The organism is Clostridium sp. 7_2_43FAA, assembly GCF_000158375.2.
Classification (GTDB): domain Bacteria; phylum Bacillota; class Clostridia; order Clostridiales; family Clostridiaceae; genus Clostridium; species Clostridium tertium.
This window is the reverse complement of sequence record NZ_JH815222.1, coordinates 1,672,685-1,689,328: the sequence shown is the minus strand read 5'-3', so window position 1 is coordinate 1,689,328 and position 16,644 is coordinate 1,672,685. Positions and strand designations below refer to the sequence as shown.

The following is a 16,644-nucleotide window of genomic DNA, read 5'->3' as shown; positions in this document are numbered from 1 at the left end:
TTGTTCCTAATATAAAAAGGGGAGAAGTTTTATGGATTTATTATTTATTACGGGTTGTACTGTCGCAACAATATTCATTATTTACAATGTAATATGTTACAAAAATAAAAAAACTATCTACATGATAAATGATAAATATATTATTTTAAATACTAAATACTATATTATACAATTTATTTTTGGATTAAGCAACTCATTTTCATTACTTATTTTTTACTTAGCGTGGAATAAAATTAGTAAAAATCCATCAATTTTTATTGTACTAACATCAACGATTTTTTGGGGATTAAACTATATATTAACATTTTATGCTAGAAAGAAAGGTTATATAGGTACTAAAGAGCAATCTTAATATATTACTATTTAGCAGTAAAAATGGACAAATTGACTTAGCTACTTTAACACATTTTCTTATCAATATTAGTTAAAACAGAATCCTAGAATTATATAAAATCATCAAATGGAGGAACAACTTATGAAGGTTATATTCATCAGTATAGAGATAGTTCTTAATTTTATTATTTGAAGTATATGGACTAAATTTCTATATATTTAAACAGATTTTCATAAAATATAAATCAAGGAATTTTTCTATAAATAATTTATAAGTTACTTATAAAATTTTAAAGGATAAATTATAATGATTACTAATATATTCTTGGTAAAACATGCACATTCTATATATGGTTCTGATGAATTAAATAGACCTTTATCTGAAGAAGGAATTAATGAATCAAAGAAAGTATTAGATTTATTAATAGATGAAAATATTACTAATATAATATCAAGCCCATATAAAAGAGCTATTCAAACAGTTGAGAAAGTAGGAGATTATTTCAAAATAAATATAATAATAAATGATAAATTTAGAGAAAGAAGTATTTCTAATGGATATGTAGGTGACTTCAATAAAGTTATTTCAAAATGATGGGAAGATTTCGAGTTTGCTTTAGATGGTGGAGAACTATGACAAAAAATATAATTATATTTTTAGAAAAATTTAAGTATGCCAGATATTTATAAATTGACTTTTCAATATGAAAAGCTCTCGAGTGTTGATCATATTTGGCATTAAATTATAAAATACAATGGAAGTACTTGCTTGATTAATGATGATAAAATATAAATTTAATTTTTCTAATAAATAGATTTATCTTAATATTATAAAGGGGGTCGCGTCACGCGACGTCCTTTATTTTATGGGAATTATAAAAAATATATTAAAAATTTTTACCAAGCTATTATTTTATAAAGTATTTAGAAAATAAGTTATATTGCCAGTTTAGGCTATAAATTATATAAAGCTTTTTTTATTTAAGTAAAGCTGGTAAAAAGTTTGAAGAGTGAGATGTTTACAAAGGTTTTATAGGCATGTATAATTTAAGAAAGGCTTAAAATCAATGGATTAACATTAACATGAGATGTATTTAAATACCGAAAAGTTTATAATATCTTTTGCTGACAAATATGATTAACATTAACATGAGATGTATTTAAATAAATCTTTAAGAACTACATCAAAAACAACATAGCCGATTAACATTAACATGAGATGTATTTAAATAATACACATCAAACATTAGAAGAAGCAATTAGTCGATTAACATTAACATGAGATGTATTTAAATAAATACATCTGTATTAACAAGGATAGTTGGTAATAAGATCAACATTAATTAAATTTGTAGTTACTATACAGAATATCAATAGCAACTATAATTAAATTAGGGCTATATATTTGAATTGATAAATATAAAAATACAAGTGTATAACGAAACGAGATACCATTAAAATTATAAATAAATTACATTATTTTCCAGGTAATATTTTTATAATTATTTAGAAAAATATTTAAAATAATTAAAAATTTATTGTAATCGAACCCAATAGATTGACAAGAATGCTAAATAGTTTTATAATTAGTTAGAAGTCTAACAAAAGCGTGGGTGTAATTAATGAGTGAAATAAAACACATTGGAAGAAAAATTAATATTCTGTCTCATAAAATTAAGAGAAGAATAGGTAAAGTATCATTAGAATATGGGATAAGCAGTATGCAAGCAAAAATTCTAGGGTATATATTTCATCAAGCACCTAAGAGAGACATATTTCAAAAAACAATTGAAGAAGAATTTGACATTAGACGTTCTTCTGTTACAAGCGTTCTTTCTTTAATGGAAAAGAATGGCTTAATTGAAAGGGTTAGTGTCTGTGAAGATGCTAGACTTAAAAAGATTATCTTAACTGATAAGGGAATTGAAGTTCATAAATCTGTATATAAAGAAATCGAAATTGTAGAATCTATAATTTATGATTCTTTAAGTAAAGAAGAACTTGAATTGTTTAGTGAAATATTAGAAAGATTAAGTAAGAAGATTGCAGATTAATGCAATTTTTTTTAATTAATTAGTTAGAAGCCTAACAAATTAAGTGTTTAAACAAAATTGTTTATGAATGTTTAAGAAATACATATTATATTTTGTTGTTATGGTTGTAAAACTAATAAAAATAGAGTGATTTTTTAATTCTAAAGTTAGAAGTCTAACAAAAGGAGGAATAGTATGATTAAAAAATTAGCTAGTTATATTAGGGAGTATAAAAAAGATTCAATTTTAACTCCTGTTTTTATTGCTTTTGAAGTAATACTTGAAGTAATTATACCTGTATTAATGGCTATGATTATTGATAATGGGGTAGAAAAAGGGAATATGAAGTATGTAACTATACTTGGAGTAATCATGTTAGTTATGGCATTTATATCTCTAAACTTTGGGGCTTTAGCTGGTAAAACTGGTGCTAAGGCATCTACAGGATTTGCTAAAAATTTAAGAAAAGGAATGTTTTATAAAATACAAGATTATTCTTTTTCAAATATAGATAAGTACTCAACAGCAGGACTTGTAACAAGATTAACTACAGATGTAACAAATGTTCAAAATGCATATTTAATGATTATTAGAACATTAGTAAGAGCACCATTTATGCTTATAGCGGCTATGGTAATGAGTTTTTATATTAATTCTAAGATGTCTTTAATATTCTTAGGTGCAATTATATTTCTTGGTGTTTCTTTATATTTTGTAATTTCAAATGCTCATCCTATTTTTAAGAAGGTATTTAGAAAATATGATGATTTAAATGCTAGTGTACAAGAAAATTTAACAGGTGTTCGTGTAGTAAAAGCTTATGTAAGAGAAAATCATGAAATTAGTAAGTTCCATAAGGCTTCTCAAAACTTATATAACATGTTTATGAAGGCAGAAAAAATAATAATTTTAAATGCACCTATAATGCAATTTACTATGTACACAATTATCTTATTATTCTCTTGGTTTGGTGCAAAGATGATAGTATCAAATAGCATGACAACTGGAGAACTTATGAGTTTATTCACATATGCTGGTAATATTTTAATGAGTCTTATGATGATGTCAATGGTATTTGTTATGGTAACAATGGCAAAATCATCAGCAGAAAGAATTGTTGAAGTATTAGAAGAAGAAAGTGATTTGAAAAATCCTGAAAATCCTATATACGAAGTTAAAGATGGTTCTATAGATTTTAATAATGTTAACTTTAGTTATAGTAAAAAAGAAGATAATTTAAATTTAGAAAATATAAACTTAAATATAAACTCAGGAGAAACTGTTGGAATTATAGGTGGAACAGGAAGTGCAAAATCAACATTTGTACAACTTATTCCAAGACTTTATGATGTAACAAGTGGTTCATTAAAGATTGGTGGAGTAGATGTTAGAGATTATGATATTGAAACATTAAGAAATGAAGTTTCTATGGTTCTTCAAAAGAATGTACTTTTCTCAGGAACTATAAAAGAAAACCTAAGATGGGGTAATAAAAATGCTACTGATGAAGAAATTATAGAAGCATGTAATGCAGCACAAGCTAGTGAGTTTATAGAAAATTTCCCTGATAAATATGATACTTATATAGAACAAGGTGGTACAAATGTATCAGGAGGACAAAAGCAAAGATTATGTATTGCAAGAGCATTGCTTAAAAAACCCAAAATATTAATTTTAGATGATTCAACAAGTGCAGTAGATACAAAAACAGATGCATTAATTAGAAAATCATTTAAAGAATCAATTCCAGATACTACAAAGATAATTATTGCTCAACGTATTTCTTCAGTTGAGGATGCAGATAAGATAATAGTATTAAATGATGGTAAAATTGATGGAATTGGAACTCATGAAGAATTATTAAAAACAAATGAAATATACAAAGAAGTATATGAATGTCAAGTGAAAGGAGCTGGTGAAGATGAAGCCAAATAATGGACAAAGAGTAAAAGGCCATGGCCCAGGAGCACCAGGAAAAATGCTAGTTGGAAGAAAAAGCAAAAATCCAATGAAGACATTAAAAAGACTTTTAGGCTATGTATTTAAGGAATATAAATTTCAATTTTTATTTGTTGTAATTTGTATATTAATTAGTTCACTTGCAACAGTTGCAAGTACATTATTCCTTAAAACTTTAATAGATGATTATATAACACCATTTTTAGGTCAATCAAATCCTAACTTTGGACCTTTATTAAAAACAATTGGAATGATGGCTATAATATATTATATAGGAACATTTTCAACTTATTTATATAATAGAATTATGATAGTTGTTGCTCAAGGAAGTCTTAAAAAAATAAGAGATGATATGTTTGAGCATATGGAAGGTTTACCAATAAAGTATTTTGATACTCACTCTCATGGAGAAATAATGAGTTTATATACTAATGATACAGATACATTAAGACAAATGATAAGTCAAAGCTTACCGCAATTAGTATCATCTGTAATAACAGTAGTTAGCGTATTTATATCAATGATAGTTTTAAGTCTACCTCTTACTTTAGTAGCTGTAGTAATGATATTTGTAATGTTTAGAGTTATAAAAGTAATTGGTGGGAAAAGTTCTCTTTACTTTGGAAAGCAACAAAAAGATTTAGGAAAAGTTAATGGATTTATCGAAGAAATGATGGAAGGACAAAAGGTTGTTAAGGTCTTTTGTCATGAAGATGAGTCAAAAATTGATTTTGATAAATTAAATGATGATTTATGTGATAGTGCTTATAAAGCTAATACTTTTGCAAATATCTTAATGCCTATTATGGGTAACTTAGGTTATATAAATTATGTTCTTACAGCAATTGTTGGTGGTATTTTAGCTATAGGGAGTGTTGGTGGATTTACATTAGGTGCACTTGCATCATTCTTACAACTTACAAGAAACTTAAATCAACCAATATCACAAATGTCACAACAATTTAATGCAGTTATTATGGCATTAGCTGGAGCAGAAAGAATCTTTGAACTTTTAGATGAAAAACATGAAACTGATGATGGATATGTAACATTAGTTAATGCTAAAGTAAAAGAAAATGGAGAATTAGAAGAAGTAAAAGAACGTACTGGTATATGGGCATGGAAACATCCTCATAGTGATGGTACAATAACTTATACAAGAATGCTTGGAGATATGGTATTTGATGATGTAGACTTTGGATATGATGATAAGAAGATAATTCTTCATAATATAAAATTATTTGCAAAACCAGGCCAAAAAGTAGCCTTTGTTGGAGCAACAGGTGCAGGTAAAACTACAATAACTAATTTAATTAATAGATTCTATGATATTCAAGATGGTAAAATCAGATATGATGGAATTAATATTAATAAAATTAAAAAAGATGATTTAAGAAGATCACTAGGAATAGTACTTCAAGATACTCATCTATTTACAGGAACAATAGCAGATAACATTAGATATGGTAAGTTAGATGCAACTGATGAAGAAGTATTTGCAGCTGCAAAACTAGCAAATGCAGATACATTTATAAAGCATTTACCACAAGGATACGATACAATGATAACAGGTGATGGAGCTAATTTATCACAAGGACAAAGACAACTATTAGCAATTGCTAGAGCTGCCATTGCAGATCCTCCAGTATTAATACTAGATGAAGCAACATCAAGTATAGATACAAGAACTGAAGCAATAGTTCAAGAAGGTATGGATAAACTTATGCATGGTAGAACAGTATTTGTCATTGCTCATAGACTTTCTACAGTTAAGAACTCAGATGTAATTATGGTTCTAGAACAAGGTAGAATAATAGAACGTGGAAATCACGATGATTTAATTGAGCAAAAAGGAAAATACTATCAACTTTATACAGGAGCTTTCGAGCTACAATAAATTAAAAATCTCAAGTATTTATTTACTTGGGATTTTTTGTTATATCTTTTAATTGATTATAAAGATAAAAATGATACTGATGTATAAGTTATGGTATTAATTTTATTTTTAATATTAAAAACTATAGAAGTAGTTTAATAAACTAATATTAAAATTTATATGCTTATAAAATAAATTATTTAATCTATCAATCTATTAAATTAAAAATAAATATAATAAAAAGTGAAATAAAATAAAATAAAATTTGTAAAAACTTGAAATAATATTTCTATAATGATATAATAATAACAAATTGTAAACGAAATCAAAATTAATACAATACTAATATAAACTATATTTATTTCTTAATAAATACGAATTTTATAATATTTTAAAGCAAAAATATTATAAATTATAATAACCAATAAAGGGGGGAGTTATGTGAAATAAAGATTTATAGTGAATTAAAATAAACAGACAAGATGAAAATATTAAATAAAGATACCTATGATAAAGTGTTTTGGTAGTTTAGACTACCTTTTTATATTATTATGCACAAAAGTTTATATTATACTATATGACTTCTTAAGGCTTGACATGAAAGATTATTATACATTTTTTTTTAAATACTAAGAAATGATATTAAATAGGGGGATAATTTCATGAATTTAAAGTTAAAAAGAAAACTTGGAATAATTACATGTGGATTTTTAATTTCATCAATATTATTTCAAGCTAAAGAGATAAAAACTGTAAATGCAAGTAGTACTGGACAAGTAAAATTAGGTATCGATAATTTAGATAAGAATTTAAGCATTTTTGAGGGAAAAAGGGTAGGGTTAATAACAAATCCATCTGGTATGGATAGTAATTTTAAAAGTTCTATAGATGTATTATATGAAAAGACAAATCTAACAACCTTATTTGCTGCTGAGCATGGAATTAGAGGAAATGCACAAGCAGGGGATAATGTGGGAAATGAAGTTGATGAAGTTACTGGACTTCCAGTTCATAGTTTATATGGATCAACTAAAAAGCCAACTTCAGAAATGCTAGAAAATGTTGATATAGTAGCTTATGATATGCAAGATGTAGGAGCTAGATTTTACACATATATAAATACACTAGCCTATGCAATGGAGGCATGTGCAGAAAATAATAAAACATTTGTTGTATTTGATAGACCTAATCCAATTGGTGGAGAAGTACAAGGTAATTTACTTAATCCCGATTTTAGCTCCTTTGTTGGGATGTATCCTATAGTTCAAAGGTATGGAATGACAGTTGGAGAATATGCTAAGTTTATAAATGAAGAATTTAATATAAATTGTAAACTTGAAGTTGTTGAAATGGAAGGCTGGACTCGTGATATGTATTATGATGAAACAGGGCTAAATACATGGGTAATGCCATCTCCAAATATGCCTACGCTTACTACTTCAATAGTTTATACTGGAACTTGTGTTTTTGAAGGAACAAATGTTTCAGAAGGAAGAGGAACAACAAGACCTTTTGAATTAATTGGTGCACCTTGGATTGAACCAATGGATCTTAGTAATAAATTAAATTCTTTAGGTTTACCAGGAGTAAAATTTAGAGCTGCATCATTTACTCCAACATTTTCAAAATATTCAGCATCAGATACTGCAAATTATCCAACAGGAAAGAATCAAGTGTGTGGTGGAGTTCAAGTATATGTAACTGATAGAGATAATTTTAATGCTGTTAAAACTGGATATGCAATGTTATATACAATTAGAGATATGTATCCAGATAAGTTCCAATACTTAAGTACTAATTTTATAGATAAGTTAACAGGTAACAGCTATGTAAGAGAGGGGAAATATACGTTAGAAGAACTATTTGCAATAGTAGATAAGGAGTCTAATGAATTTAAAGCTAAAACAGAAAAATATTATATTTACCAAGAGTCAAATAGTGGTGGAGAAAATGTAAGTAATATTAAACTTGGTATAGATAATATAGAAGAAAGCTTAGATATATTTAAAGATAAGAAAGTAGGACTTATAACAAATCCATCTGGTATGGATAGTAATTTTAAAAGTTCTATAGATGTATTATACGAAAAAACTAATTTGACAACATTATTTGCTGCTGAACATGGAATTAGAGGATATGCACAAGCTGGAGATAGTGTTGGAAATGAAGTAGATAATATTACTGGACTTCCAGTTCATAGTTTGTATGGATCAACTAAAAAACCAACTCCAGAAATGCTTGAAAACGTTGATATAGTAGCTTATGATATGCAAGATGTAGGAGCTAGATTCTACACATATATAAATACACTAGCTTATGCAATGGAGGCATGTGCAGAAAATAATAAAACATTTGTTGTATTTGATAGACCTAATCCTATATCAAGTGAAGTACAAGGAAATATACTTGATCCTGAATTTAGTTCATTTGTTGGAATGTATCCTATAGTTCAAAGATATGGATTAACTGTTGGTGAATATGCTCAATATATTAATGACAAATTTAATATTAATTGTGATTTAAAAGTAGTTAAAATGAGTGGATGGTCACAAGAAATGTATTATGATGAAACAGGATTAGATACATGGGTAATGCCTTCACCAAATATGCCAACTTTAGATACAGCAATAGTATATACAGCAACTTGTGTTTTTGAAGGAACAAATTTATCAGAAGGAAGAGGAACAACAAGACCATTCGAACTAATAGGTGCTCCATGGATAAATCCAATAAATTTAGCTAATGAACTTAACTCTCTAGGGTTACCAGGAGTAAAATTTAGAGCAGCTTCATTTACGCCACAGATATCAAAGTATTCAGCATCAGATACTGCAAATTATCCAACTGGGAAAAATCAAGTTTGTGGTGGAGTTCAAGTATATGTAACAGATAGGGATAGCTTTAATTCAGTTAAGACAGGCTATGCTATGTTATATACAGTTAGAGATATGTATCCAGATAAGTTCCAATATTTAAGCACTAATTTCATTGATAAGCTAACAGGAAATAGTTATGTAAGGGAGGGAAAATATACATTAGAAGAATTATTTGCAATAGTAGATAAAGAATCTAGTGAATTTAAGTCTGATATAGAAAAATATAGAATATACGTACCAGCATCAACTATTAATAATGTTCCTGTTATAACTGCAAATGATAAAACATTAAAATTAAATGAAAACTTTGATCCATTAAAAGATGTAACAGCTTATGATGAAGAGGATGGAGATTTAACATCATATATAAAAGTTGTAGAGAATACTGTAGATACTAGTAAGGCTGGAGAATATGTAGTGAACTACAGTGTTTCTGATAGTAATGGTGCTAGTACTTCTAAAAAAATAAATGTTACAGTTAAAGAAGATAATAGTACACCTAAACCAGATGATAACAATAATAAGCCAGAAGAACCATCAAAACCAGATGATAATAATAAGCCTGGAGAATCTCCTAAACCAAATGATAATAATAGTAAACCAAATAATAACTCAGGAAGTTTGCCTCAAACTGGTAGTACTGTAAATAGTTCATTATTATTAATAGTTATATCTTTATTTATGATATATATGGGAAAAGGATTTTTAGGAGATAAGTCTAAGAAAGCAGTAGATAAGAAATAGAGACATTAGCTTTATAAATGATTAAAAAATCTATAAAATAAAATATTAGATAATTTATAATAAATAAAAAGCCATAAACGGCAAATGAAATTTAATTCATTTAAGTTTATGGCTTTTTTATTTATTTCTCTATAACTAAATAGATAACAAGATAATATTAAACATAAGGAATATATTTACAATAATTATAAGTAATTGTATAGTTATAGAATAATTAACTAATTAATTATCAATTGAATTGGAGATAGATTTATGAAAATAGGAATTATAGGCCCTTCAGAAGATGAAATAGTGCCTTTTCTTGATGAACTTTCAACCGAAAAATTAGAAGAACATGCAATGCTAAAGTTTTATATTGGTAAATATGAGAATAGAGATATTGTTGCATTATATTGTGGTGTTTGTAAAGTTAATGCAGCAATTGCAGCTCAAATTTTAATAGACAAGTTTCAAGTGACTCATATTATTGTAATTGGCGTAGCAGGAGCAATAGATAAAAACTTAAATATTGGAGATACAGTTATTTCAACAGAAGTAGCATACCATGATGTTGCAGAAGGATTTTAACAGAGTATCATCCATGGATGAAGAGTATATATTTTAAAAGTGATAATAAGTTATTATCGTTATGCAGGACAATAGTGAATGAAAATACTTTTAGTCAAAATATACTATTTGGGAAAATGGTAACTGGTGAAACATTTATAGATAATAAAGGACGAAGTGAAATAATATCAAAATTTAATCCACTTTGTGTAGATATGGAAACAGCAAGTATTGCTCATGTTTGTTATGTAAATAAAATTCCTTTTATATCAATAAGGTCAATAACAGATACTGAAGATGAAAGAGGGGTAGAAGTTTTTGAATCTAATTGTTTAATGGCAGCAAAGAAGTCTATAGATTTTGTAAAAAAATTTTTATTAAGAATATAATATGTGTGAAAGAGCTATAGAATTGAAGAAATACAAGAGCAATCATTAAAGTCAATAACTACATAATTTAGTTCAGATAAACGAGTCATTAGATGTATTTAAATAAATTCTAAAGGAGGTCGCGAAACGCGACTCCCTTATTAACATTAACATGAGATGTATTTAAATTCAAATCAGCTCACATCATTTCTCAATCAGCAAAATAATTTTCATTGAAGAGTACCTTTATATAGTTTCAAATATTTCATTAAACTACCTATAGGTATTTACATAAATTTATCATATTTCTTTTAAGAGATTACTATATGGATTATTTAGAATTTATTTTGTAATAGAAATACTCGTAAATGATAATAAGATAATAAATAGAATAAATGCTATACATATTAAATTCTAAATTATGGTATAATTAGCAAAAGAGGTATTATATTAATAAAATTGTTAAATATAGACAAATTATTAGTGGCTTAAAAAGTATTCATAAATTAATAAGGGGTAGTGAGTATGGAACCTTTATATATTTTAGTTCTTTTACTTCAATTTGTAATACCAATAGCTTTAATAATATTTATAGTTAGAGTATTGATAATTCAAAAAAGACTTAAAAATGAAGTAGAAAAACTAAATATGCAATTAAAAGAAATAATTGATAAAAAAAGTGAGGAGCAAAAATAGAATATTAGACTGGTAGGAGGACAGAATGGATATAAAAATAAGAATGGCTAGTGAAAATGACGCAGAAGAAATATTAAGAATATATGCACCATATGTAAAGAATACAATAATAACTTTTGAATATGAAGTACCAACAGTCGATGAATTTAAAAAGCGTATTAGAAAAATATCTAAAGATTATCCTTATTTAGTTTGTACTTTAGATGACAAAATAATTGGATATGCTTATTCTTATAGACATAAAGAAAGAGCTGCTTATCAATGGAATGTTGAATTATCTGTTTATATTGATAATGCATATCTACGCTATGGACTTGGAAAAGCTTTTTATACAGCTTTAATTGAAATATCTAAACTTCAAAATATAAAAAATATTTATGGTGTAGTTACTTCTAATAATATGAATATTGAAAAGTTACATGAGTATTTTGGATTTAAGAAGCTAGGAATTTATCATAATACAGGATATAAATTTGGCAAGTGGCATGATGTTACTTGGTTTGAAAAGAGCATTAATGAAGAGTATTGTGAACCAAAGCCTTTAAAATCAATTAAAGATGTTGACAATGGTTTAGTTAATGAGATTATAGATAAGTGCTACAATTTTATAAAGTTATAAAGACATCTTAAATATACTAAAAGAAAGTTTATTTACTAGTAGTTTAATATTATTTATTAATAATAAATAAGAGTATTTTCAAATTTTAATGTTAGTGTTGGAAAGTCAGGAAAATACATGTATAAGTGCTTAGATCAAGAGGAGTGGAATACATTTTTTAAAACATATCTTTCTGGAAAAGTAAAAGAAATTTGGGAATCAGTATTTACTATGTGTAATTTGTTTGATGATATTGCTAATGAGATAGCACCTAAAAAAATAAATGTTACATATAATCAGTTAGAAGAAAATAATAGTTTGGAAGTTTTTAAAAGATGTAAACTTATTACCAAGAGATGCAAATGAAATATATTAGCAAATTATAATATGTGGGGGTATGAGAGGGTTTATGGAGGATAAAGGATTTAAGTAGGTATATTTTAAATTACAAATTAGGGCTTACTACATATAAGAAAGCAGTAAGCCTATAATTATAATAATTAAATTAAGTGCTTTTAATATTTTTTAACGAGCTTACAAGAACATCCACACATTCTTGAATGTAATTGTCATCGGATTTATCAGTGCCTATTTCTACTTGTAATGAGTTGTTAGATAATTCTTGATTAAGCTTTAAATATTCAGAAGTAACATCATAATAATATATTGATGCTTTAACTTTATCAGATTTTAAAATTTCATTTATTAATTGTTCTGCAAATTTATTATTTTCTTCAAAATGTTGATTATCTTTTGCAAGGACAAAAGTAATCATTTCAGGATTAGATTCAAAAGAACCACTATTACTTCTATGAATATCTAAAAGGATTGCATTTTCATATCCAGAAACATTTTGTGTTATAGATTCATTTGAAATTTTATAAGAATTTAAATATTCTATATTTGATCGGGAGCTAATAAAACTACTGTTTAAGCCTTCAGTATTAAGTTTATGATTTATTAAAGCACCTAAATCAGTTACTTTAACGCCAAATTCATATTCTTCATCTGGATGACTATTATATATAACTATATCAGATGAAAGAGGAATAGTAGAATTTGAATTATCTATAGTTATATCTTTAATAGTATCTAATAGAGATATGTTTGATGAATCATTAATTGTATCAGTTGATTTAGTTGTTTCTGAGTTGTCTATTTTATTCGAATCTAATAACTTATTTTGTTTTCTTAAATATACATAGCCTAATGCTATAGATATAGTTAGAAATATAATTGATATAATAATATTTTTATGGAGTTTCTTCAAAAAAATACACCTCCTTTCTTTAAATGTATATTAAATAAATATTTATATTATGAAAGTAAATCGAAATCAATTAATTGTCTTACTAATTTTTATGATGTATTAACAAATAAGTTAAATAATGTCATGAAATATAAAATATAAGTTAGCAAATTTTAAACAAGTATAAAAAATGAAAAATAAAGACTATTTATATATTATAAAAATAAAAAATTATTTGATGGAGGGATTTTATATGTTTGGAAAAGATAAAAAAGAAAAGAGATTCGTTATTAAAGAAGAGCAATCATTAGGATTTGGAGCAATATATATTGTTGTCGATAATCATACAGGGGTTAATTATTTAATGACTGTTGGAACAGGGCAAAATGGAGTTACACCACTATTGGATTCTGATGGTAAGGTGATAGTTGATAGATAAATTCCAATTTATTAAAGAAAAATTGATAAAGAAGGTGAGGTTAAAAAATGGATAATAAGTTATTAGAATGGGATATCGAATTACAAAGTATTGCACAAGGCGGGTTTATACTATTGTAAAGATAAGTTTGATATAGAGCGCTTTGAAAGAATTAGAGAAATTTCAGCAGAAATGATAAGTTTACAATCAGATAGACCTTTAGAAAAAGTAAAGGACTTGTTTTGTAATGAAATTGGATATCAAACACCAAAGTTAGATACAAGAGCAGCAATATTTAAAAATAATAAAATTTTATTGGTACAAGAAAGCAATGGTACTTGGTCATTGCCAGGTGATTGGGTAGATGTAGACTTATCAATAAAAGAAAACACAATAAAAGAAGTAAAAGAAGAGGCAGGGTTAAATGTTACAGCAGATATGATAATTGCTGTTCAAGATAGAGAAAAGCATAATTGGCCTGTATATGCTTATAAAGTGTGTAAAGTTTTTGTTCTATGTTCTTTAATAGATGGAGAATTTCAAAAAAATATAGAAACAATAAAAAGTGATTATTTTTCATTAGATAATTTACCACTATTAGCAACAGAAAAAAATAATGAAGAGCAAATTAAAATGTGCTTTGAAGCATATAGAAGCTCAAATTGGAAAACATTATTTGACTAGATTTTATTTATGAAAATTAAATTTAGTTATGGAGGAATAAATATGTTTAAAGAAATAAGAAGAAAAGATAGAAAAGTTGAACCTTCAGAAGCAATAGACATATTAAAAAAATGCGACTATGGAATTTTATCTACAGTAAATGAAAATAGATATCCATATGGAATTCCTTTAAGTTATGTTTATTCAAATGATTCAATATATTTTCATAATGCAGTTGGAGGATATAAGTTAGAAAATATAAAGAACAATGATAAAGTATCATTTTGTGTAGTTGGACAAACTGATGTATTACCCGATAAGTTTAGCACCAAATATGAAAGTGTAATAATATTTGGAAGAGCAAAAGAAGTATTTGAAGATGAAAAGAAGAAAACTCATTAATAAAATGTGATTATAGACCAATGGATGAGGAGAATGAATTTGAGTTAACTCACTTGAAATTAAAGAGGAAACACATTGGTATATTACTTGGGCTATAAAATTTAAGAATGGGGATCTAGGATATTTGATTTCTAGAGAAAGTACTATTGGAACATTAGAATATATTTATAATAATAATATTTATCCTATTTTTAATGAGCAGTAATAAATTGATATAAATTTAATATTTAAGGGGTAAGTGATATGGGAAAGAATTTAAGAAGAGATTTTTATATAGTAGTAATATGTTGCTTAATATCATATTTGTTTATAAGCAATTTATCACAACCAAAGATAAAAGGAAGATGGTATTTATATACTGATAGTGATATAAATTCAGAACTAAATATAGTAGAAAAACTAAATTCAAAAGACTATATGGATATTTCAGAAACATCAATTAAGGAATATAGAAGTAATGGAAAAGATGGAGCTTCTTCTTATAAAATAAAAGGAGATAAAATATATTCTGGTGATGCAATTTTGACATTTAAAATATCTAATATTGGAGATGAAAGAGTCATGCATTTAACTTTGATAGGATATAATTTTGGACATGGCGAAGATGAATATATTGAAGATGGAGAGACATATACTTATGTATTTGATAAAAATATAGATATTTATGATGTATAATAACGATGAATATTTAATGAGTTAATTTAAAATATATGAAAATTATGAACATTTTTAAGGAAACTTATAAATTTCCTTAAAAATGTACTAATATTATAGTATTACTAGTTGCTTATTTAAATTTCTTTGTAAATTATCTATCAAACCATTCATTAGTTTGTGGATGAGTATAATGAGGTGTAAATTCCATAATACGATATTCTTGGGAACCAGCAATCTTGAGTGGATCAGAATTTAAATAAGCTTCTACGTCCTCAAATGAATTTGCTTTCATAATTAAAATACCACCACTCATATCTTCTTTAAGTCCTGATATTAGTGTAACACCTTTTTCTATTGCTTTTTGAGAATGAGCTATATGTTCGTTCATAATACTTTCATCTATTTCAACAGAACTGTTTAATTTACCTTCAATAATAAAATATTTCATTTTTATTATCCTCCTTCTTTATATAAAATATATTATGTATATTATATCATATTAATAATTAATAAAGAATTATTATTTATTAAAAAGTAAATTTTTGTCTTAGAATAAATATATAAAAAGACCATTTATAAATGATTCTTTAAAATTAAAAAAGAGGTGGTCATATTGAATTTAAAAAGTAGAAAGTTTTTAGTAAAATTATTTATTTGTACATTTGTAGTATGTATAATATCTAGCTATGCTTATTCAAAAATGACAAGTGATATTCCTATGAGAAAACCATCTGTAGCTATAAAATACAATGGAAAAATAGTTCCTACAATTATTGGAGAACATACCTGGTATGGAAGTTTACCAAAGGGACAAAAAGCAGGGAGTAGTTATTTAGTAGGACCATCATATGATGCCGGAATGGAAGTTTCAGGATTTTCTGCAAAACCTAATAGCGAAGTTGAAGTAACTTTTAATTCAGCTCCTCCAGAAATAATTCTAAGATTATGGTCAGTAGGTGATTCAGTTAATGACACAACTATAAAATTTGATTCTTCAAAAAAAGTAAATAATATAACATTACCAGATAAAAAAGGAGAATATATTTATGAAATGAATGGATATTGGAGCGAAGGGAATTATACTTCAACTATATTTAGGATAATAATAGAATAGGTTTATCATATTAATATAAAAGTATTATTTATATAGAAACTTTTTTGAAAAATAATCTATAATAAACAATATTTTTCGAAATAGTATTTATTAGTAGCAATAGTATTATAGA

At 26.1% G+C, this 16,644-nt stretch carries 18 protein-coding genes; 16 read left to right on the top strand and 2 right to left on the bottom strand.

Going from position 1 to position 16,644, the window contains the following annotated elements:
- The first annotated feature begins 31 nt into the window (after positions 1-31).
- The 11 genes from CSBG_RS09520 to CSBG_RS09475 all read left to right on the top strand — a co-directional run bounded on the left by CSBG_RS09520 (position 32) and on the right by CSBG_RS09475 (position 12,395).
- Positions 32-352, top strand: a complete 321-nt coding sequence (locus CSBG_RS09520; protein WP_008679013.1) for a hypothetical protein — start codon at positions 32-34, stop codon at positions 350-352.
- Between the two features lie 288 nt (positions 353-640).
- The gene (locus CSBG_RS09515; RefSeq protein WP_008679011.1) at positions 641-928 is read left to right on the top strand and encodes a phosphoglycerate mutase family protein; all 288 of its coding nucleotides are present in this window, start codon (positions 641-643) and stop codon (positions 926-928) included.
- A gap of 1,027 nt (positions 929-1,955) precedes the next feature.
- Positions 1,956-2,387 (top strand): MarR family transcriptional regulator, encoded by a 432-nt coding sequence (locus CSBG_RS09510; RefSeq protein ID WP_008679007.1) that lies wholly within the window; start codon positions 1,956-1,958, stop codon positions 2,385-2,387.
- A gap of 174 nt (positions 2,388-2,561) precedes the next feature.
- Complete coding sequence (locus CSBG_RS09505) at positions 2,562-4,301, top strand: ABC transporter ATP-binding protein (RefSeq protein WP_008679005.1); 1,740 nt, start codon at positions 2,562-2,564, stop codon at positions 4,299-4,301.
- Positions 4,302-4,344: 43 nt separating this feature from the next.
- On the top strand, positions 4,345-6,222 hold the full coding sequence (locus tag CSBG_RS09500; RefSeq protein ID WP_242825290.1) for an ABC transporter ATP-binding protein: 1,878 nt from the start codon (positions 4,345-4,347) through the stop codon (positions 6,220-6,222).
- A 641-nt stretch (positions 6,223-6,863) separates the two neighbouring features.
- The gene (locus CSBG_RS17730; RefSeq protein WP_008679001.1) at positions 6,864-9,821 is read left to right on the top strand and encodes an exo-beta-N-acetylmuramidase NamZ domain-containing protein; all 2,958 of its coding nucleotides are present in this window, start codon (positions 6,864-6,866) and stop codon (positions 9,819-9,821) included.
- Between the two features lie 252 nt (positions 9,822-10,073).
- Positions 10,074-10,388 carry a 5'-methylthioadenosine/S-adenosylhomocysteine nucleosidase gene (gene mtnN / locus CSBG_RS18965; RefSeq protein WP_250454887.1) on the top strand — a complete coding sequence of 105 codons (315 nt, stop codon included), beginning with the start codon at positions 10,074-10,076 and terminating at the stop codon, positions 10,386-10,388.
- A 17-nt stretch (positions 10,389-10,405) separates the two neighbouring features.
- Positions 10,406-10,756, top strand: a complete 351-nt coding sequence (locus CSBG_RS18960) for a 5'-methylthioadenosine/S-adenosylhomocysteine nucleosidase (RefSeq protein WP_250454885.1) — start codon at positions 10,406-10,408, stop codon at positions 10,754-10,756.
- A 504-nt stretch (positions 10,757-11,260) separates the two neighbouring features.
- A complete protein-coding gene (locus CSBG_RS18290) occupies positions 11,261-11,431 on the top strand; it encodes a hypothetical protein (RefSeq protein WP_008678999.1) in 171 nt (56 codons plus the stop codon).
- Between the two features lie 25 nt (positions 11,432-11,456).
- On the top strand, positions 11,457-12,050 hold the full coding sequence (locus CSBG_RS09480; protein ID WP_008678997.1) for a GNAT family N-acetyltransferase: 594 nt from the start codon (positions 11,457-11,459) through the stop codon (positions 12,048-12,050).
- 117 nt (positions 12,051-12,167) lie between these two features.
- The gene (locus tag CSBG_RS09475; RefSeq protein WP_008678995.1) at positions 12,168-12,395 is read left to right on the top strand and encodes an aminoglycoside 6-adenylyltransferase; all 228 of its coding nucleotides are present in this window, start codon (positions 12,168-12,170) and stop codon (positions 12,393-12,395) included.
- Between the two features lie 139 nt (positions 12,396-12,534).
- On the opposite strand, the gene CSBG_RS09470 is transcribed toward CSBG_RS09475, so the two are convergent.
- The gene (locus CSBG_RS09470; RefSeq protein WP_008678994.1) at positions 12,535-13,299 is read right to left on the bottom strand and encodes a stage II sporulation protein P; all 765 of its coding nucleotides are present in this window, start codon (positions 13,297-13,299) and stop codon (positions 12,535-12,537) included.
- A gap of 232 nt (positions 13,300-13,531) precedes the next feature.
- On the opposite strand from CSBG_RS09470, the gene CSBG_RS09465 reads away from it, so the two are divergent.
- The 4 genes from CSBG_RS09465 to CSBG_RS09450 all read left to right on the top strand — a co-directional run bounded on the left by CSBG_RS09465 (position 13,532) and on the right by CSBG_RS09450 (position 15,436).
- Positions 13,532-13,717, top strand: a complete 186-nt coding sequence (locus CSBG_RS09465; protein ID WP_008678993.1) for a DUF6440 family protein — start codon at positions 13,532-13,534, stop codon at positions 13,715-13,717.
- 90 nt (positions 13,718-13,807) lie between these two features.
- Positions 13,808-14,380, top strand: coding sequence for an NUDIX hydrolase (locus CSBG_RS09460; RefSeq protein WP_008678992.1), 573 nt, complete (start codon positions 13,808-13,810; stop codon positions 14,378-14,380).
- A 42-nt stretch (positions 14,381-14,422) separates the two neighbouring features.
- Positions 14,423-14,761, top strand: coding sequence for a pyridoxamine 5'-phosphate oxidase family protein (locus tag CSBG_RS09455; RefSeq protein WP_008678991.1), 339 nt, complete (start codon positions 14,423-14,425; stop codon positions 14,759-14,761).
- A gap of 243 nt (positions 14,762-15,004) precedes the next feature.
- Positions 15,005-15,436 (top strand): hypothetical protein, encoded by a 432-nt coding sequence (locus CSBG_RS09450; RefSeq protein WP_008678990.1) that lies wholly within the window; start codon positions 15,005-15,007, stop codon positions 15,434-15,436.
- 133 nt (positions 15,437-15,569) lie between these two features.
- On the opposite strand, the gene CSBG_RS09445 is transcribed toward CSBG_RS09450, so the two are convergent.
- Positions 15,570-15,866: a YciI family protein gene (locus CSBG_RS09445; RefSeq protein ID WP_008678989.1), complete on the bottom strand. Its 297-nt coding sequence runs from the start codon at positions 15,864-15,866 to the stop codon at positions 15,570-15,572.
- A 165-nt stretch (positions 15,867-16,031) separates the two neighbouring features.
- Between CSBG_RS09445 and CSBG_RS17725 the strand changes: the two genes are divergently transcribed.
- The gene (locus tag CSBG_RS17725; RefSeq protein WP_008678988.1) at positions 16,032-16,532 is read left to right on the top strand and encodes a hypothetical protein; all 501 of its coding nucleotides are present in this window, start codon (positions 16,032-16,034) and stop codon (positions 16,530-16,532) included.
- Positions 16,533-16,644 lie beyond the last annotated feature (112 nt).